Below are 26,445 nucleotides of genomic sequence, written 5' to 3' on the forward strand. Positions count from 1 at the left end.
AATGATTTGTTAAGTTGAACTTATATTATTTTAGAACAGACAGGTGACCATATAGTAAATTTGTAAATAAATCATATCATTTTGTTTAAATCAAAATATCTAAATGTATTGCAGCATAATAGAATTAAAAATTTTATTATTTATGGAATTGGCCAGGTCTTTAATCTTGTTAGTCCGCTTTTGGTAATGCCTTATTTGGTTGCTATTTGCGAAAAAGAAGGACTAGGGAAGATTGGCGTTGGGTTTTCTTTTGCTTTAATATTAAATGTTTTGGTTGATTACGGTTCGTATATTAACGGAACCAAAGAAATATCTATTAACAGAAGCAATCGTGAGATCATTAAAAGAAAAATAGTTTCAGTATATATAATGAAATTGTTTTTGATAGTAATATTACTGTTACTCGCCTTTTTGCTGATCTGTTTCGTGCCCTTTTTTAATAAAGAACAAGCGGTTTTCTTCTTTAGTTTTTCATATGTTATTGGGCAATTCATTAACCCTACATGGGTTTTTCAAGGTTTAGAAAATTATAAATGGATTACTTTTGTTAATATTACTTCTAAGATTATCTATGTGGCCGGTGTTTTTATTTTTATCAATAAAAAGGGTGATTATATTTATGCCAATGCGTTTTTGGGATTGGGGTTGATAATTGCGAGTTTAATAGGGGTAATTAGTCTGATAAAAAAATATGATCTTCGACTCTATAAAAATGTTTCAAAGGACGCTTTAGAGCTATTAAAAAAGGATTTTTCCCTAACATTTTCACAATTGTTTCTTTCCTTTTATCAATACCTGCCGATTATGATAATTAGTTATGTGGGAGGAAATAATATGGCAGGACAGTATAGAATCATAGATCAGATTATTATGACTTTCAGAACCTATTTGCAAATGTTTTTCAATTTTATCTATGCAGATGTTTGTTTACAGGTTCATAAGAATTTGAAAAATGGAATTTCACAGTGGTTTAAGTATAATGGTTTAAATTACGTACTAGTATTATCATTATTGATTATTGCAGTTGTTTCTACAAAGCAAATTTTATTATATTTCAATATTCGTTCAAATGAATTAGAATCGATGACATTGTTTTTCAAAACTGGTTTAATTATTCCAATATTTATGGCAATCTCTATGGCTTTAAAACAATTACTTTTTGCATTAGACCGGAATAAGGAATACATAAACATTACAATTGGATCCTCCTTTTTTAGCTTATTTGTGTTTTTCATATTAGTAAAAAACATTGGATTACAAGGAGCTTTTATAGCAACAATAAGCATTGAAATATTGATTATAGTATTATATGGCATCGTTTTAAAACCAATAATAAGATTGAGCAAGTAATGATGAATTTAACCATTTATAAAAGTTTTCCGTATCAGATTTTATTTTTGCTCTGCATCGGAGTCTCTTTGTTTGCTAATTACGAACTCACTTTTGCCGTTTGGGTTTTAACTTTATTGATGACTATTAAGAGAAAATATTCTGTTACTATTATTAAATACAGTGCTATTTTTCTTACGATACTTTCAGTTGCAGTGGTTTCTACTTTATTCAGTGCGACAACCGTTTTTTTATTCATTAGAGATTTTACCTACCTAGTTAAACCCATTTTAGGATTGTTGGTTGGGTATCAGCTTTGTAGATTTAGTAGTAAATTAGCTTTAAAGGTTATAGTGTATACCGGATTAGCAATTGCTTTGATGCACTTGATAATGTTATTTTTTACGGTACTTGAATTTAGAACTTTAAGTGTTAATCTTTTACGGGAGCACGGGGGGTATTTTAGTGATTATGAGATTTATGTACTAATTATTCTTATTTTTTATAAAAATCTGAAAGTAGAAATTTCAAAAAATCAGAGAAGAATATTGCTGGTAATAATAGGTTTATCAAGCTTTTTGTATCTGGCGCGAACAAATTTGATTCAGTTTATAATTTTATATATAGGCTTAAAAGGATATTTAATTTATAGTAAGAGATCTTTAAAAGTAATTTTATTTGTTGCATTGGGTGCAATTATAGGTTACACGACGATTGTTTACATTAACCCAAAAAGAGAAGGGAAAGGGATACAGGCTTTTTTATATAAAGTAAAAATTGCTCCCGTAGAAGCTTTTAAAACAAGAATAGACAAGGATGACTGGAAAGATTTTAACGATAATTACAGATCGTTTGAAAATATAATTGCCGTAAAACAGGTTTCAAGTAAGGGAAACAGAGCTATTTTTTTCGGGGAAGGCTTAGGTTCGACCCTAAACTTGGGCAGAAAAGTTTGGACAAATGATCATGAGTACGTTCAGTATATTCCTATTGTGCACAACGGATACATGACCGTGTTTTTAAAATCGGGACTATTGGGTGTTTTTTTGCTTCTTATTTTTTTGGTCGTTTTATACAGACAAAAAAGATCGGATATCGAGGCAGTACAAACCATTAATTATTTATTAATTGGAACCAGTGTTTTCCTTATCGTTTCCAACTGGGTCTTCCTGGGATTGTATTTAAAATTGGACAATAAATCGATAATAATTGGGTTTCTTATTGCGCTTAGAGAAGTTATTATAAGGGAAAATAATCGTCAAAAAGGCATAGAAAATGAGTAGTAAAAATACCATCAGTATTTTTGTTGATTGTCATGTTTTTGACGATGGCTTTCAAGGAACAAGAACCTATTTAAAAGGGTTATATTCTGAGCTAATCAGACAACAGGAACTTCATTTTTTTTTAGGCAGTACTAAACCGGATCACTTAGCGTCTATTTTTGGGAATCATTCAAATGTTACCTATGTAAAGTATACATACCACAATAAATATTTGAGGTTACTCGTAGATATACCCCAAATTATCAAAAAGTATAAAATTGATTTTGCTCATTTTCAGTACATCGTTTCCCCTCTTAAAAGGTGTAAATATATCGTTACAACCCATGACGTACTGTTTATCGATTTTCCGGGTTTCTTCCCGTTTTTTAGCAGAATGGTCAATAGAATTGTATATAGACAAAGTGCTAAATTGGCCGATATTAGACTAACTGTTTCTGAATATTCTAAACAGCAAATCCAGCAACATTTTGGGATATTTAACTACGAAATAACACCCAATGCTGTTGAGGATGCTTTTTTTAAGGAGTATGATAAAGAATTGATTAAAGCAAAAGTCAGAAAAGAATTCGCTCTGAATGAATATATTATTTATGTAAGCCGATGGGAGCCAAGAAAAAATCAACAGATGGTTTTAAAAGCTTTTGTTGATTTAGAATTATATAAAAAACAGCAACTTCTTTTTTTAGGAAACCATACTATTGTTGCTCAGGAGTATAATGAAATTTATGACAAATTGAGTCCTGAAATAAAAGAGCAGGTAGTTACCTTAGAAAACACCGATTTTCAGACCATGTTGTTGTTGCTTAGAGGAGCAAATGTATCCGTTTATCCTTCTTTAGCAGAAGGTTTTGGAATCCCTCCACTGGAATCAGTGGCAGCTAAAATTCCAACAATTTGTTCGGATAAAACCGCTATGTCAGATTTTAGTTTTTTTGAGGAATTTTATTTTGACCCGTATAATCAGATTGAATTTAATAAAAAACTTCTCCAGATCTTAGAAGAAAACCGAAGCTCAGATTTTGAAATAATGGCGCAGAAGATTAAAGAAAAATACAACTGGGAAAAATCAGCGGATGTTTTATATCGACTAATAAAACAGTATCGCTAATCTGAAAGTCAAGTTATTGATTTTTTGCAGTGTTGCTACCAAATAATTTATTTTTTGTTTTCACTAAAAAATTATAATTTTTAGCAAATTGTTTCTTTAAAAACGAGGCATCATCCTTAGGAAACCAATCTGTAGTTCGTGGTTTTTCAATTTGCCTTTCATGAATTTGATAGGCGTAGGTTGCAACAGACGTTCTAAAACATCCCTCAGGGAAATAGGTCATATCATATCCATGAAGTGTATAAGGGGCACATTGCTGAATAATTAAACGATTAAAAGGTACATCGAGTTCTGCTTCTTGTCCGGTTCTTAAATCGGTTATTTTTAAGCCACCCTTATACTCAGGTTTCCAGTCTTTGTTCAGATACAAAAGTAAATTTAATTCCCGATACCAATTTTTGTTTAAAGGATGATAATTAAAATCTAAGTGCATGTCTAAAAAACTATTCTTCTTGCCTTGATGTAATCCTCCACCATGATTCTTTGGGTCAACAAAAATTGTTTTTGAGGTTATATATGAAATAATTTTATTGAATCGTTCAGACGAAAGGTCGTCATATAAATCACGTAACTCAGGTCCTAGTTCCTTATAATTTGATTTTTCAAATTTATTATTTGCAAAAGAATAATCACGGCTCTTATTATTGAGTTCAGGAATGCTTTTATGCGCTTTTATTAATTTTTCTTCTTCACAAAAGCCATCAATTATTAAATGCGGAAATGGGCTGGCAGTTAGATATTGTAAGCGCAAATCGTCTAAATGTTTTTCCAGATATTCAAAATTAATCATAACCTGCTGAGATAAATTATTCTCAGACAAAAGTAGGAATTTAATCAAACCTATTGGTTAATTAAAATTTAATTTGTTCATAATCAATTAAATTATTTAAGAACTTTTAATTCATTATTTTTGAAGCCTGATTAAAATAATTTAAATGAGAATAGCCATACTTGGAACAAGAGGAATCCCAAATAATTATGGCGGGTTTGAACAGTTTGCTGAGTGTTTTGCTGTTTATGCAGCACAACAAAAGCACGATGTTTATGTCTACAATTCGCATACTCATGTTTTTCAGGAAACGTATTATAAAGGGGTGAATATTATTCATCAATACGATCCGGAAAATAAAATAGGTACCGCAGGACAATTTATTTATGACCTTAATTGTATTCTGGATTCCAGAAAAAGAAATTTTGATGTTATTCTACAATTGGGGTACACAAGCAGTTCGATATGGTCTTTTTTATTACCAAAAAAATCAATTATCATTACTAATATGGATGGATTGGAATGGAAGAGAAGTAAATACTCTAAAATAACCCAAAAATTTCTAAAGATAGCTGAAAAAGAAGCAGTCAAAAGTAGTGATCATTTGGTTGCAGATTCGCTTGGAATTAAACAATATTTAAAAGAGATATACCATAAAGAAGCGGTCTATATTGCTTATGGCGCTGAGGTATTTTTAGATCCACAACAGGATTTGCTTTCACAATATAATGTTGAAAAACACAATTACAACTTGCTAATAGCACGTTTTGAGCCTGAAAATAATATTGAAATGATTTTGGACGGAGTTGTTGATAGTCAAAATAATAAATTAATATTGGTTGTAGGAAATAATGATAATGGTTTTGGAAAATATCTCAAAAAGAAGTTTTCTAACAATCAAAAGATACGTTTTACAGGAGGAATTTATAACAAAGAGCATCTGGATAATTTGAGATATTTCTCCACGATTTATTTTCATGGACATTCAGTTGGAGGAACAAACCCTTCTTTACTGGAAGCAATGGCGGCTAAAACATTAATTGTGGCACATAACAATGAATTTAATCGCGCTATTTTACAGGAAAATGCATTTTACTTTTCGAATGCTACTGAAGTTAAATGTATTATCGAAACAGTAAAAAGAAAGGATTATGAACAAATTGTTCAGGATAACTTTGATACTATAATTAAAGAGTTTAATTGGGAAAAAATAAATGAATCATACCTTAGTTTATTCGAAAAAAGTCTTCAATAAAATTGATGAATTGTGGCAAAATAAGACTTTGCTGGTTTATTTTTTAACAGCAATGCTGATTACACTTCCAATGGAATATATAATTGGTAGCTTGACTTGCATACTTTTTTTAATTGTATCTTTTTCCAAATTCAAAAAAGCAAATTTTTCAATTTCCGGAGCGCTAATACTTCCAATACTATTGTATGGGGTAATGCTTGTGTCGCTCATTTGGACATTAGACAGTAAATTAACAATTAGAGGGTTGCAAAAAGAAGTATTGTTTTTACTGATTCCGTTAGCTTTTTGCGGATTGCCGAAAATAAATCGCAATCATGTAAATAAGGTTTTTAATTACTTCAGTTTTGCAATGGTTGGTTTTGCCGTCTTTTATTTTTTAAAAGCGATTGTAAAATTTTTGGTATCAGGAAACGCAAATGTTTTTTTCTATCACGAGCTAGTCACACTAAAGTTAAATGCAATTTACGTTGCTGTTTTTGCTTCTTTAGGAATGTTTTTTTTTCTGGTTAAGAAGAATAAATTATTTGTTGATAAAGTTGGTTTTGCAATTCTTATTGTCTTTATAATCTTATTGTCATCTAAGAATATTATTATTGTCGATTTGGTTATGATAATGATTTATTATTTCTTTTTTTCTGCAGTTTCCAGAAAAACAAAAACGATATTAGTCTCGACGGTAATTACGGTGTTTTTAAGTTCGATATTTTTAATTAAGCCAGTCAGAGACAGGTTCATGATTGAGTTTGAAACAATATTTGTTGATAGCTCCTTAAAGAAATCTACTGAAGAAAATCAGGGACCGATTTATAATATAAGTTTGAAACAAGCTTGGAACCAGGATAAATTTCAACAGAATGATTTTTTCCCGGGAGCAGCTTTTCGGGTTTTTCAAATTAGAATTTTTAAAGAAATGCTTCAGGAGGATGCTATTTTTTTTACAGGATTTGGATTAGATGCTTCGCAGAATAAAATAAGAGAAAAAGTAAAAGAGTATAATTTACACTCCAGTTATGGAGAGTTTAATTTTCATAATGAATATGTTCAAATATTTTCAGAACTCGGGATACTTGGTTTTTTAATCGTTGTCAGTATGTTGTTTATTTCGATAAAAAAAGGGATCAGGAATAAAGATTTTCTACTTATTTCTTTTTCTGTAACTATGATCGTTTTATTTTTAAGCGAATCTTTTTTGAGTAGACAGAGAGGAATAATTTTCTTTATAGTTATTTACTGTATGTTTAGTTTAGCTAATAATACTGATGAACAGAAAATATAGAGATAAAAGCACTATTTTGAGAAGCTAAGGTTAGTCTTTTGATCCAAAAAGAGAATAATCAGCTTTTGGGCTAAATACTTTAGAGCTTTTTTCTGCATTAGTATAATAGTAATGAATAATAAATTTTTAAAGAATTTATAAAACTGTCCAAATTAATTTAGACAGTTTTTTTTTAGAATAGTTTTTATAATTTTCAAATAAGTTACATTTGCGATGTATAAATAATTACTATGAAAAGAATACTTATCACCGGGGCAGCAGGATTTTTAGGATCGCATTTGTGCGATCGATTCATCAAAGAAGGCTATTATGTTATTGGAATGGATAATCTGATTACGGGAGATCTTAAAAATATTGAGCATTTATTCAAATTAGAGCATTTCGAATTTTACCATCACGATATTACCAAATTTGTTCACATTCCGGGTGATTTAGATTATATACTACATTTTGCTTCGCCGGCGAGCCCTATTGACTATTTAAAAATTCCGATTCAGACCTTAAAAGTAGGTTCGTTGGGAACACATAATTTGTTAGGTTTAGCCCGAGTAAAAAAAGCCAGGATTTTGATTGCATCAACTTCAGAAGTTTACGGAGATCCGTTGGTTCACCCTCAGACAGAAGAATATTACGGAAACGTAAATACAATCGGACCACGTGGTGTTTATGACGAGGCGAAACGTTTTCAGGAGTCGATCACTATGGCATATCATACTTTCCATGGTGTAGAAACCAGAATTGTGCGTATTTTTAATACGTATGGACCTAGAATGCGACTCAATGACGGTCGTGTAATTCCTGCGTTTATCGGACAGGCACTTCGCGGAGAAGATTTGACGATTTTTGGAGATGGAATGCAAACACGTTCGTTTTGTTATGTGGATGATCAGGTAGAAGGAATTTTCAGATTACTGCATTCTGATTATGTATATCCTGTAAATATTGGAAATCCGGATGAAATCACAATTAAGGATTTTGCAGAAGAAATCATTAAATTGACAGGAACCAATCAAAAGGTAGTCTACCATCCATTACCAATAAATGATCCCTTACAACGTCAGCCAGACACCACAAAAGCAAAAGAACTATTGGGCTGGGAAGCAAAAGTAAATCGTTCGGAAGGAATGAAAATTACGTATGATTATTTCAGATCCCTTTCTCCGGAAGAACTTTCTAAAGAAGAACACAAAGATTTCTCCAGTTATATAAAATAATGCACTTCATACAGTCCGGATTTCTTAATTGAATTCGGACTGATTTTTTTTAATTAAAAAATATAAATTCCGATAGTCGTCGTCAAATGAATGAATTAGTATCGATTATAATACCCACCTATAATACTGAAAAGTTCATCAGAGCAACTTTAGAATCAGTTCAGAATCAAAGTTATCAAAACTGGGAAGCAATTTTGGTTGATGATGCTTCAACGGATCAAACGGTTGCTATTATTGCGGAATTTGCTCAAAACGACAACAGAATAAAATTTTTTCAGTTAGCGAAGAACTCCGGAAATGGTTTTGCGAGAAATGTAGCCTTAGAAAAAGCGACAGGAAAATATATTGCTTATCTCGATGCCGATGACTTATGGTTTCCGGAAAAGCTGGAAAAACAAATCTGGTTTTTAAAAGCAAACAATTTGCCTTTTACCTTTTCATTTTATGATTGTATAGACGAAGAAGGCAACGATTTAAACAGAAGAGTAGAAGCACCATTAAAGCTAACTTATAAGCAATTATTTTACTGCAATTATGTCGGTAATTTAACGGCAATTTACGATACCACTTATTTTGGAAAAATTACCTTGCCAGCCTCTCAGAAAAGGCAAGATTGGCGTTTATGGCTTACAATTTTAAAACAAATAAAAGCTACGAAACCTGTACCGGAACCTTTAGCTTTTTATAGAATTAGAAAGGATTCTATTTCGTCGTCAAAATTCAAATTGATTAAACACAATTTTGGCGTTTACAGAAGATTTCACGGTCATAACTTTGTGTTTTCTCTTTTGTTGATGACAAGATTTTTATTTACGCAGTTGGTTATAAAACCACGATATATAAAGAATAAATAGAGTAAGATCGGAGGTTGTAATTTGTAACCTTAAAGAATATTATTTTTTATAACCAATTTTAATTCTTTCACTTTCGTTTTCCTTTTTCTCCGTTAATTCATCTAAGTAACTAAAAACCAATTCTATATTTTTATCGTGATTTTCTAATTTCTTTTGAATTTGGAGAATATCAATTTTCATTTCTGTGGTATCTAAAAGCAATTCTCTCACTTTTGTGAAAATGCGCATAATTTGAATATTAGTTTGGATTGCTTTATCGCTTTTCAAAACGCTTGAAAGCATTAAAATTCCGTGTTCTGTAAATGCCATTGGAGCATAACGTAAACCCATCTTATCAGAATTGGAGGTCACAAACTGTGACCTCCAATTTTTAAACTCTGATTCATTAAGTTCAAACATAAAATCTTCTGGAAATCGAGATAAATTTCTTTTAACAGCTTGTTTTAAAACCTTTGTTTCAGCACCATAGAGCATCGCAAGATCACGATCAAGCATTATTTTTTGATTGCGAATGAAGTATATTTTGTTAGAAATTGTTTCTTCCGGAAGTAAAGATAGATCGTCCATAAGTTTTTAATTGAAAAACAAATGTAAGATTTTATTTATAAATAAGATTTAAACTGTTTTAGTTTTCCACGGTTCGTTCTTTCTAAAACCGTCTTTCGAATAAAACGGAAATTTAAATTAGGTTCTAAATACAAAGAAATTGCCTCTTCTATTTTTTGAATCTGATGGGTATCTAATTCATATTCACTGATATATTCAATTTCAAACGTATCTAATTGGGTTTGTTTGATGATAAACTCTTTTACGTTTCCATCGTCTTCAATTATGCTTTTGGTGACATAATAAAACGTCAATCCGGGTGATTTTTTCCCGCTTGGTAAGAGCGCGACATCATTGGTTCTGCCAACCAGTTTTTTGAGAATCGGTTTTTGAAGCGTACTTTTTTCATCTAAAATTCCAATGTCGCCAATGTCGTATCTTATAAATGGATTTGCTTTGTTAAATAAAGAAGTAATCACAATGCGGCCTTCTTTTCCATAAGGTAAAACCTGATTATGTTCATCCAAAATTTCAATAAAAAGTGTTTCAGAGTTTACCTGCCATTCGCCTTTTGGATTTTCAAAAGCAATCAAATCCAGTTCCGAAGCCCCATATTCATTGATAATCGGAATTCCGAATTGTTTTTCTAAGAGTTTTTTATCCGATTCAAAAAGCATTTCCGAAGTCACAAAACAGGCCTTTAGTGTTGGGCAAATGTCTTTTAAAAGACTATTTTTTTTCTCTAAGAATTTAGCAAACAAAACAATAGAACTGGTATAACCGTTGAGGTAATCGAATTTTTTTGTTTTGAATTTCTGCAGAAATTTTTCCAAAACTTCATCCGATAAATCAAAAACAGGAAATCGGAACCGGTTCCCTAAATAATCTTTAAAGCGTTCTTTTTGATAGCCAACGAAATCCATCGGAATACCGTAAAAACGAGCCTGATAAGAGTGATTAAAATCGATTCCGAACCAGCCAAAACGCATACTATTGGAAGCCCAGGTCATGGCATGAGTATACTTATCTTTAGCAAAAACAAAAGGAGTCCCGCTGGATCCGGACGTTTTGTTACAATAGACATTTTTTAAAGTATAGCCTTTTGAAAGTCTATGTTCAAGTGGCTTTTGCAAATTTTGCTTGTTCAGAACGGGTAAATCTTCCCATTTTTGAACAATTTTGTTTCCAACTAATTCGTTATAAAAAGGATTGTTTTGCAAGTGAAAACCAACAATATCATCTTTTTGTTTTTGAAGAAATTGTAAAAACTCCTTTTCAGAAAGACGAGTGATTGCATCTAAATCAGCCTTTGCTTTCTTTATCGGAAAACCATTTAATTGAAGCGAAAGATCAAAAAGAGAAATCATTTGAAGACTGAATTTTCATCAAAAATAATATTATCCAATTACTAACAGTGATGAATCAACAACTTTTTAAGATTTAATTATTTTTTACGTTCAAAAGCAATTATTTTTGCACCACAACTAAATACAACAACACATGACAATTTTACTATTGGGATCAGGCGGAAGAGAGCATGCATTTGCATGGAAAATGATTCAAAGTCCGCTTTGCGAAAAACTTTTTGTTGCACCGGGAAATGCCGGAACTGCCGGTATTGCCACAAATGTTGCAATGTCTCCAACCGACTTTGATGCTATAAAAACATTTGTACTACAGGAAAAAGTGGGTATGGTAGTCGTTGGACCCGAAGATCCGTTGGTAAAAGGTATTTACGATTATTTCAAAAATGACGAAAGTTTAAAGCATATTCCGGTTATTGGACCATCTAAATTAGGGGCACAATTAGAAGGAAGTAAAGAATTCGCTAAAGAATTCTTAATGAAACATAACATTCCAACTGCAGCTTACGACAGTTTTACGGCTGAAACAGTTGAAAAAGGATGTGACTTTTTAGAAACATTACAACCACCATACGTTTTAAAAGCAGACGGTTTAGCTGCTGGAAAAGGAGTTTTGATTATTCAGGATTTAGAAGAAGCTAAAACAGAATTGAGAAACATGCTGGTTCATCAAAAATTTGGTGCGGCGAGTTCAAAAGTAGTTATCGAAGAATTTTTAGACGGAATTGAATTAAGCTGTTTTGTTTTAACTGACGGTAAAAGCTATAAAATCTTGCCAACAGCTAAAGATTACAAACGAATTGGAGAAGGTGATACAGGATTAAATACAGGTGGAATGGGAGCAGTTTCTCCGGTTCCTTATGTAGATGCCGTTTTGATGGAAAAAATTGAAACTCGTATCGTAAAACCAACAATTGAAGGTTTTCAGAAAGATGGAATTGAATACAAAGGATTTGTATTTATTGGTTTGATTAATGTGAAAAACGAACCAATCGTTATTGAATACAACGTGAGAATGGGTGATCCGGAAACAGAAGTTGTAGTACCAAGATTAAAATCTGATTTAGTTGAACTGTTCTTGTCCGTAGCAGATCAGAAATTAGATTCTTTTGAATTAGAGGTTGATCCAAGAAGTGCCACAACAATTATGGTGGTTTCAGGCGGATATCCGGAAGATTTCGAGAAAGGAAAAGTAATTACCGGTTTAGAAAATATTACTGATTCTATTGTTTTCCACGCGGGAACCAAATTAGAAGATGGAGCTGTTTTGAGCAATGGAGGTCGTGTATTGACGATTACTTCTTACGGAGATGATTTCCAACAAGCCATAAAAAAATCTTACCAAAACATAGATAAACTAAATTTTGATAAGATGTATTTTAGAAAAGATATCGGCTTCGACTTACTTTAAGAAAGAGTGAGCCGTAGTATCTTGATTTTCTGTTCCTGCAGCATCAAAAATGCGTAATTGTTTAATCCAATATACGATTGCTGCAGAACAAATAATCATAAATATCCAGTTAATTGTGTTTGCACCAAACCAAGTAATTAGCTCTAAACGACGTAAAAAGTCAAGTGGAGCAAATAAAATGTTAACGAATAAGTATTGTATTCCTTCAAAAAAAGCTGTCATAATTTATAAAATTATATGTTATTTATTGTTTTGTAACGCATTGAACACAAAATTCAATTGATCGAATCTTTTTCAACTTGTTGGTTTTCCTTTTAAACAAGTATTATATTTACAGTCACAAAAGTATAAAATATCCTTATGATAACAAGTGTTTTTAAAAAATCTACGCCATTAAATTATTCATTGGTCGTAATTTTAATACTGGTTTTCTTTTTTCTTTTTCAAATTCAGGAACCATCCTGGATCAGTTCCCCGTTTTTGGCATTTCAAAAAATAAGTCTTTTGTGCTTTATTTTTGCTTCTTTTTTCCTGATTAATTTTATCGTAAAGAAGAACGGACTCAGTAAAGACAACGGTTACTCGATATTTTTCTACTTATTGTTCTTATTATTTTTCCCCACAATATTTAATGATTCGAATGTAATATATGCGAACTTTTTTATTCTGTTAGCCCTTAGAAGGTTAATCTCACTGCAATCTCTGAAGGCTTCAAAAGAAAAAATATTTGACGCTTCTTTTTGGATTTTAGTAGCTTCTTTATTTCAATTTTGGTGTATTCTTTTCCTGATATTGGTTTTTATATCGATTATTTTTCACGTTTCACGTGATTATAGAAACTGGGTACTACCTTTTATAGCACTTTTAGCGGTTAGCGTGATTTTTTTATTAATCTCTTTGGTCTTTCATATCGATGCCATTCAGTTTTTTGAAAAACGTGCTGTAGTTGATTTTAGTATTGATTATTTTAAGAACAATTACGAAAATGCTGCACTTTCTATATATACTGCGGTAGCTTTATTTTTTGTGTTTTCGATGTTAACAACCTTTTCAAACAGGCCACAAATTGTGCATTCATCATACAAAAAAGTAGTAGCCTGTTTTTTTATAGCGGTTATTGTTTTTATTGTTTCACCAAACAAAAGCAATGATTTATTGTTGTTTAGTATTGCACCTTTAACCATTATGGCATCAGGACATGTGGAATATATACAGCAAAAGCTAAATAACGAAATTGTTTTTTACGCGCTCATTGCCTGTAGTTTATTTACATTTTTGTCCCAATTATAATTTACTGCCATAAGCAAGATCACCGGCATCACCAAGACCCGGAATAATGTAATTTTTTTCGTTTAATTTCTCGTCCAGCGAAGCAACCCATAAGTGGCAATTTTCGGGAAGATTCTTTTCCAGATACTGTATGCCTTCCGGAGCAGCAATCACGACAACAATATGAATTTCGTTTGGAGTTGCGTTCTGAACTAATTTTTCATGAACAGCAACGATAGACTGACCTGTGGCCAACATCGGGTCAAGAAGCAGAACCGTTTTATTATTTATGTTTGAAAGGGCCTGATATTCAACTAAAATTTCAAAAGCATCATCATTATTCGGATGATGTCTGCAAGCAGAAACAAAACTGTTTTCTGCATGATCAAAATAATTTAAAAACCCATTGTGCAGGGGCAATCCGGCTCTTAAAATTGAACATAAAACCAGATCTTCGCTTATTTCGGTTGTTTTTTTAATCCCAAGCGGAGTCTGAATTTCGACACTTTTATAAGCCAAAGTTTTACTCAGTTCATAGGCCATAATTTCGCCGATTCGCTCTATGTTTCTTCGAAAACGCATACTGTCGTTTTGAACATTTATATTTCGAATTTGACCTAAAAAATGGTTTAAAACACTGTTATCTTCCGATATATAATGAATTTTCATAAGGAGTTTTTAGAATTGTTAGGATATAACCTTTATTAATGACGAAAAAGTAAAGTTTTTTTTCGAACTATAAAAGTATAAAAAGTATCTTTGTCTCTCTAAAAAATAAAGACATGTTTTCAAAATTAGCATATTCGGTTTTCGAACAAAGCATCAAAGATTATCACCAGTTTGATAATGTTGATCAACCTATAAATAATCCGTTTCCAAAAGATAAATTTGAACATTTATTATACTTAAAAAACTGGATTGACACTGTTCAATGGCATTTTGAAGATATTATTCGTGATCCGAAAATTGACCCGGTAGCAGCATTAACACTAAAAAGAAGAATTGATGCTTCTAACCAGGAACGTACCGATATGGTAGAATATATCGACAGTTACTTTTTGCAAAAATACAGCGAAGTAAAAGTAAAAGACGGTGCAAAAATCAATTCTGAAAGTCCGGCTTGGGCATTTGACAGATTGTCTATTTTGGCATTAAAAATTTATCATATGCATGAAGAAGCTACTCGTGCAGAGGCTTCACAAGAGCATAGAGATAAGTGTCAGGAAAAATTAAATATTCTTTTAGAACAAAGAAGTGATTTATCTACAGCAATCGATGATTTGCTGACAGATATCGAAAATGGAGATAAATTCATGAAAGTGTACAAACAAATGAAAATGTACAACGATGATGATTTGAATCCGGTTTTATACCAAAACAAAAAATAGTTTGACAGCAAAATTGTCTAAGACTATTCAACATATAGCCGTCATGCGACTCTCTGCAATGGGAGATGTTGCCATGACGGTTCCTGTTTTACGTGCTTTTGTAAAACAGTATCCGACGATAAAAATTACGGTGATTTCACGTCCGTTTTTTAAGCCTTTTTTTGAAGGAATTCCCAATCTTGATTTTTTTGCTTTTGATGAAAAGGAACGCCACAAAGGTTTTCTAGGGCTTTTGAGATTATTTTCAGATGTCAAAAAACTCAAAATTGATGCTTTTGCAGATTTACATAATGTTTTAAGATCTAAAATTGTGAGTTTTCTTTTTGCTTTAACCGGAAAAAAGAGAGCCACAGTCGACAAAGGACGAGAAGGTAAAAAGGAATTAACACGTGTCGAGAATAAAATTTTCAAGCAATTACCAACGATGTTTGAGAGACACACAAAAGTGTTTGAAAAATTGGGTTTTCTCGTCAACTTATCGAATCCTGAATTTCCGAAAAGAGCAGTATTAAGTGCTGAAATTACTGATTTGGTGGGAGAAAGTTACCAAAAACTAATCGGAATTGCGCCATTTGCACAATATGATTCGAAAGTATATCCGTTGGATTTCATGGAGGAAGTAATTGCAAAACTGGCCGATAATAAAGAGCAAACCATTTTGCTTTTTGGAGGAGGAAAGAAAGAAATCGAAATTTTAGAGTCTCTTTCAAAGCCCTTTAAAAATGTAATAAATGTAGCCGGAAAAATTAAATTCCAACAAGAGCTAAAACTAATAAGCAATTTGGACGTAATGCTTTCCATGGACTCCGGAAATGCACATATTGCAGCGATGTTGGGTGTAAAAGTGGTTACGCTCTGGGGCGCAACGCATCCGTATGCAGGATTTCTACCGTTTAATCAAAGTCTTGATAATGCTTTGCTTTCGGATCGAAATCTGTATCCTAATTTACCGTCTTCTGTATATGGAAATAAAATAATCGAAGGTTATGAAGATGCCATGAGAACCATTTCTCCTAAGAAAGTGGCTAAGAGGATTCAGTCGCTTTTGGAAGAAAAAAAGTAGTTTCGGTTTGCCAGTCTCAGTCTCAGTCTCAGTTTGCAGTCACAGTTTATAGTTACAACTCGACAGCATTTATGTCACCCTGAGCGAAGTCGAAGGCTTGTTAGTTAAAAGGGGCTTCGACTTCGCTCAGCCTGACAGTCGCAGTTTTCAGTCACAGTTTTCAATCACATTTTACTATATACATGTCACAATAAATAACATAAAAAAAGAGTTTGCAAAGCAAACTCTTTTTTTATGTCTGTAAACTGAGACTGAAAACCGCGACTGCGACTAAGAAACTCTCCTAAACGTCGTCAAAATCTACGTAAATAGTCTCCGATGTTGGGTGTGCTTGACAGGTCAAGACTAAACCGGAAGCAATTTCTCGGTCAGTTAAAATAGAATTTTTAGTCATTTCTGCCGTTCCTGTTGTGATACGTGCTAGACAGCTGCTGCAAATTCCGCCTTGGCAAGAATAAGGAGCATCGATTCCTTGTTTTAGTGCTGCGTCAAGAATCGTTTGTTTTTGAGACATTTCAAAAGTAACTTCATCATCATCAACTAAAACCGTAATTTTTGTATGTCCTTCTAATGAGGTATTGATTTGATTTTCTTTAGTAGAAGAAGTAAAAAGCTCAAACTTAATAGCAGATTCTTTTATGTTTTTCTCTTTTAGAATACCCGAAACCGTATTGATCATTTCTTCGGGACCACACAAATAGAATTTATCAAATTGTAATTCTTTATGTTTGTTATTCAATACAAAATTCACAGCCGATTTGTCAATTCTTCCAAATAAAGCATTTTCAGCTTTAGCTTGACTAAATACATAATGCACAAATAAGCGCCCTACATATTGCAATTGTAAATCGTGTAATTCCTGATGAAAGATCGTCTCTTCAGGTGTTTTATTTCCATAAACCAATACAAATGAGCTTTTTGGTTCACTTTTTAAAACGGACTTTATAATAGAAAGTACAGGAGTAATTCCGCTACCTGCTACAAAAGCTGCATAATTTTTTTGTCTTTCAGCATCTGGTTCGAAAGTAAATTTTCCTTCAGGGTGCCCTACTTCAAGAACATCTCCGGCTTTTAGTTTGGTATTTGCAAATTGCGAAAACAAACCATTTTTAACCGCTTTTACCGCAATTCTTAATTCACCACTTTCCGGTCCTGAACAAATTGAGTAAGCACGTCTAATCTCTTGGTTATCAAGAGTTAGTTTTAAGTTTATATATTGTCCGGCAGTAAATTTATAGTCCGGTTTTAGTTCTTCGGGAACATTAAAAAGAACAGAAACAGCATCGGCAGTTTCACGTTTTACCTCTTTAATTATAAGTTTTAAGAATGAAGGCATGATATGATATTTTCTGCAAAAGTAGCAAACAACAGCTAATTGATGGTAACGAAATTATTTTTTTTAACTTTTTTTGTAACGTTTACTTACATTTGATCTCTTACTATAAAACTGAAAACCAAAGAACCATGATTAAAAAGTTTATTTACCTGGAATGGAAAGCCTTTATTCGATCTGCCTCATTTGGTTCTAATTTGGCCATGAAAATTCTGATCGGTTTCTTGATGATCTATTTTTCAATCCTTTTTATAGGGATGGGCGTTGGAGCCTTTTATATGCTTAAAGAAATGAATCTGGAACCATTAGTTACGGTTAACAGATTTCTAATTTATTATTTTCTATTCGACCTCGTTATTCGATTGCTGATGCAAGCTATACCGGTGCTTAACATAAAACCGTTACTGGTTTTACCTTTTAAGAAGCCAACAATTGTTCATTTTTCGCTGGGCAAAACAGCTTTATCTTTTTTTAATTGGGTCCATGCGCTTTTCTTTCTTCCTTTTTCGATCGTATTAGCTATTGAAGGGTATGATATTGTGGGTATTATTTTTTGGCATCTGGCGGTTCTTTCGTTAGTATATATCAACAACTTTCTGAATATCATTTTGAGTAATATCGACAAGTTATTTGTTGTTTTTGTAGCTGTAATTGTGGCCTTAGGAGCAGCACAATACTACAAGATTTTCGACATTACAACTTTTACAGCTCCCTTTTTTCAAGGATTTTATAACACAAAAGGAATGGTTTTTATTCCGGTTTTAGTATTAGTTAGTTTGTATGTCTTTACATTTAAATATTTTAAAAACAATTTATATTTAGATGCAGGACTTTCTAAAAAAGAAGACATTGCCAGCACAGAAAATCTTTCGTGGCTGAATCAGTTTGGTACTTTGGGAACATTTCTTAAGAATGATATTAAATTGATTAAGAGGAACAAGAGATCAAAAACAACTATTTTAATGAGTGTTCTCTTTTTGTTTTACGGGCTTATCTTTTTTGGAAATTCACACCAGCCGGCTGTGATGTATATTTTTGCCGGGATATTTGTTTCGGGTGGATTTCTATTTGTTTTCGGACAATTTGTACCGAGTTGGGACAGTTCGTATTATCAATTGATGATGACGCAGAATATTCCGTATCGTGGTTATATTACTTCAAAATGGTGGTTGATCGTGATTGCCACTTTTGTTTCGACAATTATCGCTTCTTTTTATCTTTTTTATGGATGGGAAGTGTACTTAACAATCGTTGTTGGAGCGATTTACAATATTGGAGTTAATTCTCACATGGTACTTTTAGGAGGTGCATTTACTAAAACGCCAATTGATTTGAGTAATGCCGGAGGAGCCTTTAGCGATAAAAAAGCGTTCAACGTTAATGCCATGTTATTGACGTTGCCAAAAATATTATTGCCTTTGGGATTGTATGGTATCGGACTTTATTTGGGAGATAAAACGCTCGGATTAGTATTAGTTGCCGGAGCCGGTTTTTTAGGTTTCATTTTTAGAAATAAGGTCTTTTCTTTAATTGAAAAAAGATACAAAATAGAAAAATATAGTACGATAAGTGCTTACAAACAAAAGAATTAATTAGAAAATGTGTCAATTTGATAATGTGATAATTTTATCGGATGAAAACAATCACTTTTTTAATCTAAAATCAACAATCTAAAATCAAGAATCTAAAGTCTACAATCTAAAATCAGCAATCTAAAATCAGCAATCTAAAATCAACAATCTAAAGTCTACAATCTAAAGTCTACAATCTAAAATCCACAATTACAATGATACAAGTAAGTCAGCTTTCAAAAAAATACAACGGAACAACAGTTTTAAATATTGAGCATCTTGAGATTCCAAAAGGGCAAAGTTTCGGATTAGTTGGAAATAACGGAGCCGGAAAAACCACTTTTTTCAGTTTATTATTGGATTTGATTCAGCCTTCGACTGGAAATATTAAAAGCAATGATATTCAGGTTGATACCAATGAAAATTGGAAATCGTTTACAGGTTCTTTTCTCGACGAAAGTTTCCTGATTGGGTATTTAACCCCGGAAGAATATTTTTATTTTATTGGAGATTTGCGCCATCAGAATAAAGCAGATGTAGATGCCTTGTTGGTAAAACAGGAAGAGTTTTTTAATGGAGAAATCTTGAAAAACAAAAAGTATCTGCGCGATTTATCTAAGGGAAATCAGAAGAAGGTGGGGATAATTGCCACACTTATCGGTAATCCTGAAGTGATTATTCTCGATGAGCCTTTTGCTAATTTGGATCCTACAACCGTAAGTCGATTGAAAAAAATTATTAAAGAATTAGCCGAAGATCCAAACGTAACCGTTCTGGTTTCCAGTCATGATTTGCAGCACACGGTAGAGGTTTGCGATAGAATTGTGGCACTCAATAAAGGAGAAATAGTTAAAGATATTCAAACTTCAAAAGAAACCTTACAAGAATTGGAATCGTTTTTTGCAGTATAAATTTCGATATTACAAAAAGAAGCGTATTTTTACAAGTCATTATACTAAAAATCGTTTTTAGAAGTTAAATGATTTAAACTCTTTTCTATTGAAAAAGAATACTCTTAAATATAGCTTTTTTCTGGTGTTTTTCTTCCTTTTGATAGCCTGCTCTACCAAAAACAACACTTTTTTGTCTCGAAATTCTCATGCTTTAAGTACAAAATATAATATTCTGTACAATGGGGGTATAGGTTTAGACAAGGGATTAAAATCAATTCAAGGCAATAATCAGGATAATTTCTGGAAAATGCTGCCTATTGAGAAAATGCAGGTCGATGAGAGTTTCGCGGATGATACTAAAGCTAAAAATGCGGATTTCGAAAAGGCCGAAACAAAAGCAACAAAAGCCATTCAGAAGCATTCCATGAATATTGGCGGACGGGAAAAAAATTCTCAGATAGACGAGGCCTATCTAATGCTAGGAAAAGCGAGATATTATGATCAGCGTTTTATTCCGGCTTTAGAAGCATTCAATTATATTTTATACAAATATCCCAACAGCAGTAATATTTATACCGCAAAAATCTGGCGTGAGAAAACCAATATGCGCCTGGGAAATGATGCGATTGTTGTAAAAAACATTAACAAACTACTAAAAAATACAGATCTAAAAAAACAAACTTTTTCGGATGCCAATGCACTATTGGCAGAGGCTTTTTTAAATTTAGAAAAGAGAGACAGTGCCGTTACCAAACTTAAAATTGCGGAAGAGTTTAGCCGAATAAATGAAGACAAAGCCCGATACCGCTTTATTTTAGGACAGTTGTATCAGGAAGAGGGTAAAAAAGACAGCGCTATTTATTATTACGACGGAGTTATTGATATGAATCGAAAAGCCGATCGAAAATATATGATGCATGCTTATGCAAAAAAGGCACAACTGTATGATTATGAAACAGGTAATGATACCATTTTTATTGAAAAATACAATAAGCTGGTAGCAGATCGTGAGAACAGGCCCTATTATGACGTACTGTTTTTCGAAATGGGTGTCTTTTTTGATAAAAGAAAAGAACAGGAAAATGCCTTAGAATTCTACAACAAATCATTGGACAGAAAATCCAAAGATCCTTATCTCATTGCTTCCACCTATCGGAATATCGGAAATATGTATTTTAAAAATACAGATTATACCATGGCTGCGAAATACTATGACAGTACATTGGTAAAATTAGATCCTAAAAGCAGAGAGTTTACATTTATAGAAAAAAACAGAAAAAACTTAGACAATGTTATAAAATACGAGGCCATTGCCAAACGCAATGACAGTATTATTACCGTTTATGGTTTACCGGCTCCCGACCGAAAGTTATATTTTGAAAACTATATTGTTGAGCTTAAAAAGAAAGACGAAGCCAAACGTATTCTGGAGGAAAAAGAAAAAGAAAAACTAGCTAACGTAGAGCGTAATACAAAAGCAGATAATGAACCAACGGCTGTTAATCCACAATCTCAGCCGGGTATTGTTCCTCCCGGTGTTGGAGTGTTTAATCCGCCATCTGCTAATGAGACAACAAGTACCTTTTATTTTTACAATCCAACAACGGTTGCTTACGGTAAGTTGCAATTTAGAAAGTCTTGGGGGAACAGAATCTTAGGAGGTTATTGGAGAATGGCTTCATCAAAAGCGGCAAATGATGATGCAATAGCAAAAGAAGCAGCAGAGATGACTCAGGATTCTTTAAATGCGATAAAAGACACCATTGTTATCGAAAAATACACAACAGATTTTTATGAAAAACAGCTTCCGACTACTGAGTTGGCTATGGATAGCATTGGAAAAGAGCGCAATTTTGCGTACTATCAATTAGGGCTTATTTACAAGGAAAAGTTTAAAGAATACAATTTGGCAAGTGGTAAATTGGAGCAATTATTGAAAAATAATCCAGAAGAAAAATTGGTTTTACCAGCCATGTACAATTTGTACAAGATTTACGAAATTACGGATCCACGAAAAGCTCAAGAGATAAAATCGAAAATTACCACAAACTATCCAAATTCAAGATATGCACAAATCTTAAATAACACAGGTAATGATGATTTGGCACTCCCGGAAAAAGAATATCAAAAATGGTATAAATTATTCCAGGAAGAACAATTTGATTTGGTCTTGGACAATATTGATAATTTAATCAATCAATATTCCGGAGATGAGATCGTTTCTAAGTATGAATTATTGAAAGCGAATACATTAGGAAAAGTAAATGGTCTGGCAGCGTATAAGAAAGGCTTAGAAAATGTTGCCGATAATTATCCGAATAGTGTAGAAGGGAAAAATGCGCGTGAAATTTTAGAAAAACAAGTTCCAAACTTAGAAAAACTTGATTTTACAACTGTTGATGCAAAGAATTGGAAAATTATCTATCCAATTGCTAATGAAGATACTAAGACCGGTAAAAAAGTCGAGGAAGCAATTCACAAGTTTTTAGACATAGAGAATTTCCTAAAACTTAGAACATCTATCGATAGGTACAATAAAACCCAGAGTTTTGTGGTTATTCATGGTATAAAGTCGGAAGCTTATGCTAATGATCTTGCCGGTGTTTTCAGAGATGATAAAAAATACAAAATCTCAAATAAGGCAATTATTATCTCGAGCGACAATTATAAAATAGTTCAAATTAAAAAAAATATTGACGTTTACACAGCCCCCAAAATCCCATAATCTAATGTTTGATAAAGTAAAAAAAAACGGAACAGAACTTTTAGGAAAAACCAATAGAATAGTAGAAGGAACCTCGATTATAGGCGACATCGTTTCAAAAGCCGATTTTAGATTAGATGGCGAATTAATAGGTAATTTTACCTCACAAGGAAAATTGGTTATCGGAGTTTCCGGTGTTGTAAAAGGTGAAATCGTTTGTAATAATGCTGATATTGAAGGAGAATTCCAAGGAAAAATAAAGGTTTTAGAAGTTCTTAATATAAAAGCCACAGCGCAAATTCACGGCGAAGTTACCGTTGGAAAACTTTCTATAGAACCCGGTGCTGATTTTACAGCGACTTGCAGTATGTTAACCAATACCAACGAAGTAAAACTAATAAATGGAAAAGGAGCCGAACAAAAGTCCTAACAATAAGTGGATTGCACTCATTAATATTCCAATTCAAATGGGTGCGATTATTTTTTTGTTTTCTTATTTAGGAACTTGGTTAGATGACAATCACCCAAGTGAAAAAGTGTACTACAATAAAATTTTAGTTATGGTTGGTGTTGCTATAGCATTATATAATGTAATTCGCCAGGTAAACGAAATTAACAAGACAAAGTAATAGATCAAATAAAAGAGCTTTAAATAAATGTTGCATCTTTGCAGCAAAATTATTGAAAATGCTTTTAAAAAATTACAGACCGATTTTACATTTATTTTTTCTCGCAACTGCTACCTATATATTGCATAAGGTAGTTTTTTTTGTTTTAAAGGTTAACGAACAGGATTTTCACTATAGTCTTGAAAGATTGTATATAATCTTTTTATTAATTGCAACAGTGCTTTTAAGTTTCCTGTTGAAATTTAAAAAAGACAAGTTTGACAGTATAGGAATGTTTTTTATGTTAGGGACTTTTATTCAAATGTTTTTGGCTTATATTGTTTTGCGACCAATTTTATTAGATAAGATTCACAACGTTCGTTTTGAAAAAATTAATTTTTTTATAACATTTATTTTCTTTTTGTTATTTGAGACGCTTCTAACGGTACGATTATTAAATGAAAAGCGTTAAAATAGGGATTCTGTAAAAGAATGCTCAAAAATAATTTTTTATATCCTTTTGAATATTAATAAAAAATGTACCTTTGCAGCAAATTTTAGAAACGTAAAAAATAAGATTTTCCACAGATATGGTGATTTCAAACAAACCACTCAGATTTATTCTTACAGCAGCTTTCGTAGCCTGTCTGCCATTAATGAGTTTTTCAAATGTTGAGAAAGACTCAGCACATGTACAAACTGAAGAAGCTCATGCAGCCGGTGCAGAAGAACATCATGCTGAGCCAACAGACGTAAAATCAAAAATAAAAGGATTTATAAAACATCACGTTTTAGACTCTCATGATTTTACTTTAACACAAGATGATGAAACAGGAAAACATTATGGTTTCCCATTACCTGTTATTATCTGGGATAATGGTTTACACGTTTTTTCTTCATCAAAATTCAACCATGGTCATGCTGTGGCAGAATCAAACGGGAACTATTATGTAATTAATCATCATGATGGTAAAATTTACAGAACAGATGCTTCTGGAGAAATTACTGAAGATGAGAAATCGGGTCACCCTACAAATGTTCGTCCTATTGACTTTTCTATTACTAAAACAGTAGTCTCTATTTTGGCAGCTGCATTGTTAATGTTTTGGTTATTTACAAGTTTAGCAAAATCGTATGGTAAAAACGGAGGAATTGCTTCTGGAGTTGGAAGAATTTTCGAACCATTAGTAGTTTACATTCGTGACGAAGTTGCTATTCCTAATATTGGAGAGAAACACTATAAAAAATACATGAGTTATTTATTGACTATATTCTTTTTTGTATTGTTTTTGAATATTTTCGGATTAACACCACTGGGGATAAATGCTACAGGTAATTTAACAATTACTTTTTCTTTGGCAATCCTTACTTTCTTAATCACAAATCTTACTGCAAATAAAAATTACTGGGGTCATATTTTTTGGATGCCGGGAGTGCCAAAACCAATGAGAATTATTTTGGCGCCAATTGAATTGTTAGGAGTTTTCATCAAGCCATTTTCGTTAATGATTCGTTTGTATGCTAACATCTTTGCAGGTCACATCGTATTAATGAGTATTATTGGATTAATGTTTATCTTTAAAAGCTGGATTGGAAGCAGTCTTTCTTTTGGATTGTCATTTGTACTTTCAATACTTGAAATTTTAGTTGCCTTTTTACAAGCCTATATTTTTACCATGCTGTCTGCACTTTATTTTGGTTCAGCAGTAGAAGAGCATCATCACGAAGAAGAAGCTCACCATTAAAATTAGATTTCAGAGTTTAGATTTCAGATTTATTAACAATCTAAAAATCTATATTCAAAATCTAAAATCAAAAAAGAATGTTTAATTTTTTAATATATTTATTATGGTAATTCCAAATATCATTGGAGCTGGATTAATTGTAATCGGAGCAGCATTAGGAATCGGTAGAATCGGTGGTTCAGCAATGGACGCTATCGCTCGTCAACCAGAAGCTTCTGGAAAAATCCAAACTGCTATGCTTATTGCAGCAGCACTTATTGAAGGTATTGGTTTCGCTGCGTTATTCGCATCTTAATTAAAATACAAAAAAACAATAGTTGCAACGGTTGGTTGTAACTATTGTTTTAAAATTAAAACATTAAAATTGCTTTTATTAAGTGCAATTTAAAAGTCATAAAATAAAATTTATAATCATTATATAATGGATAAGTTAATATATCAGTTCGAGTTTGGTTTGTTCTTTTGGCAAATATTAATATTTGTTGGATTAGTACTTTTGTTGAAAAAATTTGCTTGGAAACCAATTCTGGATGCAGTAAATGAAAGAGAGCAAGGTATTAAAGATGCATTACTTTCTGCTGAAAACGCAAGACAAGAAATGCAAAATTTACAAGCTGACAATCAAAGAATTTTGAATGAAGCTCGTGCTGAACGTGATGCAATGTTGAAAGAAGCTCGTGAGATCAAAGAGAAAATGATCGCAGATTCTAAAAACGAAGCGCAATTGCAAGGCCTTAAAATGATCGAGCAAGCTAAGGCTGCTATCGAAAGCGAAAAAAATGCTGCTATGGCTGAATTGAAATCTCAAGTTTCAACTTTATCATTAAGCATTGCTGAAAAATTGTTAAAAGAAGAATTATCTAACAAAGAAGCTCAAACTAGATTAGTTGAGAAAATGTTAGGTGACGTAAAGCTAAACTAAGATTATGGCAAGTACAAGAGCAGCAATTCGTTATGCAAAAGCAATTCTGGACTTAGCAAACTCTAAAGGTGTTGCCGAAGTTGTCAATAATGACATGAAATCGATTGCGTCTACAATTGATACCAATGCAGAATTAAGTACTTTTATTCAAAACCCAACTACAAAAGTTGAAGTGAAGGAAAGTGCTCTTTTAGAAGTTTTCGCAAATGTAAATGGAGTAACTAAAGGTTTATTTCACTTATTGTTTGAGAACAAAAGATTTGAGATTCTGGCAGAAATTGCTACAGAATACAGTAAATTATTTGACGAAGGAAATGGAATCGAAGTAGCGAAAGTTACAACAGCAATTCCTATGGATGCGGCATTAGAAGCTAAAGTTTTAGCTAAAATCGCAACATTGTCAGATAAAAAAATAACAATAGAAAATACGGTAGATGCTTCAATTATTGGAGGATTTATTTTAAGAATAGGAGATCAACAATACAATGCTTCTGTTGCAAACAGATTGCAAGTATTAAAAAGAGAGTTAAGTAATTAGTT

General features: G+C 32.4%; 26 protein-coding genes. 20 read left to right on the top strand and 6 right to left on the bottom strand.

The annotated features are described in order from the left end of the window. The first annotated feature begins 81 nt into the window (after window positions 1–81). Genes AB674_RS05510 through AB674_RS05520 form a run of 3 tightly spaced genes read left to right on the top strand, consistent with a single transcriptional unit; the run spans window position 82 to window position 3,720 of the window. Entirely contained in the window at window positions 82–1,350 is a 1,269-nt protein-coding gene (locus AB674_RS05510) for an oligosaccharide flippase family protein (RefSeq protein WP_047774610.1), read from the top strand. Then, a complete protein-coding gene (locus tag AB674_RS05515) occupies window positions 1,350–2,612 on the top strand; it encodes a hypothetical protein (protein WP_047774612.1) in 1,263 nt (420 codons plus the stop codon). The genes AB674_RS05510 and AB674_RS05515 overlap by 1 nt, the downstream gene beginning before the upstream one ends. Next, entirely contained in the window at window positions 2,605–3,720 is a 1,116-nt protein-coding gene (locus AB674_RS05520) for a glycosyltransferase family 4 protein (protein ID WP_047774614.1), read from the top strand. The genes AB674_RS05515 and AB674_RS05520 overlap by 8 nt, the downstream gene beginning before the upstream one ends. Before the next feature lie 13 nt (window positions 3,721–3,733). Here AB674_RS05520 and AB674_RS05525 read toward each other — a convergent pair whose 3' ends face one another. Next, on the bottom strand, window positions 3,734–4,540 hold the full coding sequence (locus tag AB674_RS05525; RefSeq protein WP_230004082.1) for a 2OG-Fe(II) oxygenase: 807 nt from the start codon (window positions 4,538–4,540) through the stop codon (window positions 3,734–3,736). A 115-nt stretch (window positions 4,541–4,655) separates the two neighbouring features. Between AB674_RS05525 and AB674_RS05530 the strand changes: the two genes are divergently transcribed. The 4 genes from AB674_RS05530 (at window position 4,656) to AB674_RS05545 (ending at window position 9,088) form a co-directional block, all read left to right on the top strand. After that, entirely contained in the window at window positions 4,656–5,744 is a 1,089-nt protein-coding gene (locus AB674_RS05530) for a DUF1972 domain-containing protein (protein WP_047774617.1), read from the top strand. Next, complete coding sequence (locus AB674_RS05535; RefSeq protein WP_047774619.1) at window positions 5,704–7,020, top strand: O-antigen ligase family protein; 1,317 nt, start codon at window positions 5,704–5,706, stop codon at window positions 7,018–7,020. The genes AB674_RS05530 and AB674_RS05535 overlap by 41 nt, the downstream gene beginning before the upstream one ends. Before the next feature lie 230 nt (window positions 7,021–7,250). Beyond that, window positions 7,251–8,234 (top strand): UDP-glucuronic acid decarboxylase family protein, encoded by a 984-nt coding sequence (locus AB674_RS05540; RefSeq protein WP_047774620.1) that lies wholly within the window; start codon window positions 7,251–7,253, stop codon window positions 8,232–8,234. 86 nt (window positions 8,235–8,320) lie between these two features. After that, window positions 8,321–9,088, top strand: coding sequence for a glycosyltransferase family 2 protein (locus tag AB674_RS05545; RefSeq protein ID WP_047774622.1), 768 nt, complete (start codon window positions 8,321–8,323; stop codon window positions 9,086–9,088). Window positions 9,089–9,127: 39 nt separating this feature from the next. Here AB674_RS05545 and AB674_RS05550 read toward each other — a convergent pair whose 3' ends face one another. Next, complete coding sequence (locus AB674_RS05550; protein WP_047774623.1) at window positions 9,128–9,655, bottom strand: ORF6N domain-containing protein; 528 nt, start codon at window positions 9,653–9,655, stop codon at window positions 9,128–9,130. A gap of 35 nt (window positions 9,656–9,690) precedes the next feature. Continuing rightward, window positions 9,691–11,001 carry a phenylacetate--CoA ligase family protein gene (locus AB674_RS05555; RefSeq protein WP_047774624.1) on the bottom strand — a complete coding sequence of 437 codons (1,311 nt, stop codon included), beginning with the start codon at window positions 10,999–11,001 and terminating at the stop codon, window positions 9,691–9,693. 133 nt (window positions 11,002–11,134) lie between these two features. On the opposite strand from AB674_RS05555, the gene purD reads away from it, so the two are divergent. Next, a complete protein-coding gene (gene purD / locus AB674_RS05560; protein ID WP_047774626.1) occupies window positions 11,135–12,409 on the top strand; it encodes a phosphoribosylamine--glycine ligase in 1,275 nt (424 codons plus the stop codon). On the opposite strand, the gene AB674_RS05565 is transcribed toward purD, so the two are convergent. Next, window positions 12,401–12,631, bottom strand: a complete 231-nt coding sequence (locus AB674_RS05565) for a DUF6341 family protein (RefSeq protein ID WP_047774628.1) — start codon at window positions 12,629–12,631, stop codon at window positions 12,401–12,403. The genes purD and AB674_RS05565 overlap by 9 nt on opposite strands. Before the next feature lie 138 nt (window positions 12,632–12,769). On the opposite strand from AB674_RS05565, the gene AB674_RS05570 reads away from it, so the two are divergent. Next, window positions 12,770–13,699 (top strand): DUF6427 family protein, encoded by a 930-nt coding sequence (locus AB674_RS05570; protein ID WP_047774630.1) that lies wholly within the window; start codon window positions 12,770–12,772, stop codon window positions 13,697–13,699. On the opposite strand, the gene upp is transcribed toward AB674_RS05570, so the two are convergent. Continuing rightward, window positions 13,694–14,347, bottom strand: a complete 654-nt coding sequence (gene upp, locus AB674_RS05575) for a uracil phosphoribosyltransferase (RefSeq protein ID WP_047774631.1) — start codon at window positions 14,345–14,347, stop codon at window positions 13,694–13,696. The two genes, AB674_RS05570 and upp, sit on opposite strands and share 6 nt — an antisense overlap. A 113-nt stretch (window positions 14,348–14,460) precedes the next feature. Between upp and AB674_RS05580 the strand changes: the two genes are divergently transcribed. Together AB674_RS05580 and AB674_RS05585 are read left to right on the top strand one after the other, a co-directional pair. Further along, entirely contained in the window at window positions 14,461–15,066 is a 606-nt protein-coding gene (locus tag AB674_RS05580) for a DUF4254 domain-containing protein (protein WP_047774633.1), read from the top strand. Between the two features lie 43 nt (window positions 15,067–15,109). Next, a complete protein-coding gene (locus AB674_RS05585) occupies window positions 15,110–16,129 on the top strand; it encodes a glycosyltransferase family 9 protein (protein WP_047774960.1) in 1,020 nt (339 codons plus the stop codon). Window positions 16,130–16,412: 283 nt separating this feature from the next. On the opposite strand, the gene AB674_RS23190 is transcribed toward AB674_RS05585, so the two are convergent. Then, window positions 16,413–17,465 (bottom strand): ferredoxin--NADP reductase, encoded by a 1,053-nt coding sequence (locus AB674_RS23190; RefSeq protein ID WP_047774634.1) that lies wholly within the window; start codon window positions 17,463–17,465, stop codon window positions 16,413–16,415. 128 nt (window positions 17,466–17,593) lie between these two features. Between AB674_RS23190 and AB674_RS05595 the strand changes: the two genes are divergently transcribed. The 9 genes from AB674_RS05595 to atpH all read left to right on the top strand — a co-directional run bounded on the left by AB674_RS05595 (window position 17,594) and on the right by atpH (window position 26,443). After that, the gene (locus AB674_RS05595; RefSeq protein WP_047774636.1) at window positions 17,594–19,054 is read left to right on the top strand and encodes a DUF5687 family protein; all 1,461 of its coding nucleotides are present in this window, start codon (window positions 17,594–17,596) and stop codon (window positions 19,052–19,054) included. Between the two features lie 194 nt (window positions 19,055–19,248). Next, the gene (locus AB674_RS05600; protein ID WP_047774637.1) at window positions 19,249–19,944 is read left to right on the top strand and encodes an ABC transporter ATP-binding protein; all 696 of its coding nucleotides are present in this window, start codon (window positions 19,249–19,251) and stop codon (window positions 19,942–19,944) included. Between the two features lie 88 nt (window positions 19,945–20,032). Further along, window positions 20,033–22,651, top strand: coding sequence for a tetratricopeptide repeat protein (locus AB674_RS05605; protein WP_047774639.1), 2,619 nt, complete (start codon window positions 20,033–20,035; stop codon window positions 22,649–22,651). A 4-nt stretch (window positions 22,652–22,655) separates the two neighbouring features. Next, window positions 22,656–23,060 carry a polymer-forming cytoskeletal protein gene (locus AB674_RS05610; protein WP_047774640.1) on the top strand — a complete coding sequence of 135 codons (405 nt, stop codon included), beginning with the start codon at window positions 22,656–22,658 and terminating at the stop codon, window positions 23,058–23,060. Then, on the top strand, window positions 23,032–23,259 hold the full coding sequence (locus AB674_RS05615; RefSeq protein ID WP_047774642.1) for an AtpZ/AtpI family protein: 228 nt from the start codon (window positions 23,032–23,034) through the stop codon (window positions 23,257–23,259). Before AB674_RS05610 ends, AB674_RS05615 begins: the two co-directional genes overlap by 29 nt. 569 nt (window positions 23,260–23,828) lie before the next feature. After that, window positions 23,829–24,983, top strand: coding sequence for a F0F1 ATP synthase subunit A (gene atpB / locus AB674_RS05625; protein ID WP_047774645.1), 1,155 nt, complete (start codon window positions 23,829–23,831; stop codon window positions 24,981–24,983). Between the two features lie 103 nt (window positions 24,984–25,086). Next, the gene (atpE, locus tag AB674_RS05630; RefSeq protein WP_047774646.1) at window positions 25,087–25,278 is read left to right on the top strand and encodes an ATP synthase F0 subunit C; all 192 of its coding nucleotides are present in this window, start codon (window positions 25,087–25,089) and stop codon (window positions 25,276–25,278) included. Window positions 25,279–25,404: 126 nt separating this feature from the next. Beyond that, window positions 25,405–25,905, top strand: a complete 501-nt coding sequence (locus tag AB674_RS05635) for a F0F1 ATP synthase subunit B (RefSeq protein WP_047774649.1) — start codon at window positions 25,405–25,407, stop codon at window positions 25,903–25,905. A 4-nt stretch (window positions 25,906–25,909) separates the two neighbouring features. After that, the gene (gene atpH, locus AB674_RS05640) at window positions 25,910–26,443 is read left to right on the top strand and encodes an ATP synthase F1 subunit delta (RefSeq protein WP_047774651.1); all 534 of its coding nucleotides are present in this window, start codon (window positions 25,910–25,912) and stop codon (window positions 26,441–26,443) included. Window positions 26,444–26,445: the final 2 nt, after the last annotated feature.

Origin of the sequence: Flavobacterium sp. ABG, from assembly GCF_001027725.1 — a bacterium.
GTDB lineage: Bacteria > Bacteroidota > Bacteroidia > Flavobacteriales > Flavobacteriaceae > Flavobacterium > Flavobacterium cupriresistens.

Bases quoted from the DNA above. Each gene is read 5' to 3' on its own strand.
- AB674_RS05540 (WP_047774620.1), top strand. From the start codon at position 7,251: ATGAAAAGAATACTTATCACCGGGGCAGCAGGATTTTTAGGATCGCAT.
- purD (WP_047774626.1), top strand. From the start codon at position 11,135: ATGACAATTTTACTATTGGGATCAGGCGGAAGAGAGCATGCATTTGCA.
- AB674_RS05615 (WP_047774642.1), top strand. From the start codon at position 23,032: ATGGAAAAGGAGCCGAACAAAAGTCCTAACAATAAGTGGATTGCACTC.
- AB674_RS05520 (WP_047774614.1), top strand. From the start codon at position 2,605: ATGAGTAGTAAAAATACCATCAGTATTTTTGTTGATTGTCATGTTTTT.
- atpH (WP_047774651.1), top strand. From the start codon at position 25,910: ATGGCAAGTACAAGAGCAGCAATTCGTTATGCAAAAGCAATTCTGGAC.
- atpB (WP_047774645.1), top strand. From the start codon at position 23,829: ATGGTGATTTCAAACAAACCACTCAGATTTATTCTTACAGCAGCTTTC.
- AB674_RS05585 (WP_047774960.1), top strand. From the start codon at position 15,110: ATGCGACTCTCTGCAATGGGAGATGTTGCCATGACGGTTCCTGTTTTA.
- AB674_RS05600 (WP_047774637.1), top strand. From the start codon at position 19,249: ATGATACAAGTAAGTCAGCTTTCAAAAAAATACAACGGAACAACAGTT.
- AB674_RS05580 (WP_047774633.1), top strand. From the start codon at position 14,461: ATGTTTTCAAAATTAGCATATTCGGTTTTCGAACAAAGCATCAAAGAT.
- AB674_RS23190 (WP_047774634.1), bottom strand. From the start codon at position 17,465: ATGCCTTCATTCTTAAAACTTATAATTAAAGAGGTAAAACGTGAAACT.
- AB674_RS05570 (WP_047774630.1), top strand. From the start codon at position 12,770: ATGATAACAAGTGTTTTTAAAAAATCTACGCCATTAAATTATTCATTG.
- AB674_RS05635 (WP_047774649.1), top strand. From the start codon at position 25,405: ATGGATAAGTTAATATATCAGTTCGAGTTTGGTTTGTTCTTTTGGCAA.
- AB674_RS05535 (WP_047774619.1), top strand. From the start codon at position 5,704: ATGAATCATACCTTAGTTTATTCGAAAAAAGTCTTCAATAAAATTGAT.
- AB674_RS05515 (WP_047774612.1), top strand. From the start codon at position 1,350: ATGATGAATTTAACCATTTATAAAAGTTTTCCGTATCAGATTTTATTT.
- AB674_RS05550 (WP_047774623.1), bottom strand. From the start codon at position 9,655: ATGGACGATCTATCTTTACTTCCGGAAGAAACAATTTCTAACAAAATA.
- AB674_RS05565 (WP_047774628.1), bottom strand. From the start codon at position 12,631: ATGACAGCTTTTTTTGAAGGAATACAATACTTATTCGTTAACATTTTA.
- AB674_RS05595 (WP_047774636.1), top strand. From the start codon at position 17,594: ATGATTAAAAAGTTTATTTACCTGGAATGGAAAGCCTTTATTCGATCT.
- upp (WP_047774631.1), bottom strand. From the start codon at position 14,347: ATGAAAATTCATTATATATCGGAAGATAACAGTGTTTTAAACCATTTT.
- AB674_RS05610 (WP_047774640.1), top strand. From the start codon at position 22,656: ATGTTTGATAAAGTAAAAAAAAACGGAACAGAACTTTTAGGAAAAACC.
- AB674_RS05555 (WP_047774624.1), bottom strand. From the start codon at position 11,001: ATGATTTCTCTTTTTGATCTTTCGCTTCAATTAAATGGTTTTCCGATA.
- atpE (WP_047774646.1), top strand. From the start codon at position 25,087: ATGGTAATTCCAAATATCATTGGAGCTGGATTAATTGTAATCGGAGCA.
- AB674_RS05530 (WP_047774617.1), top strand. From the start codon at position 4,656: ATGAGAATAGCCATACTTGGAACAAGAGGAATCCCAAATAATTATGGC.
- AB674_RS05545 (WP_047774622.1), top strand. From the start codon at position 8,321: ATGAATGAATTAGTATCGATTATAATACCCACCTATAATACTGAAAAG.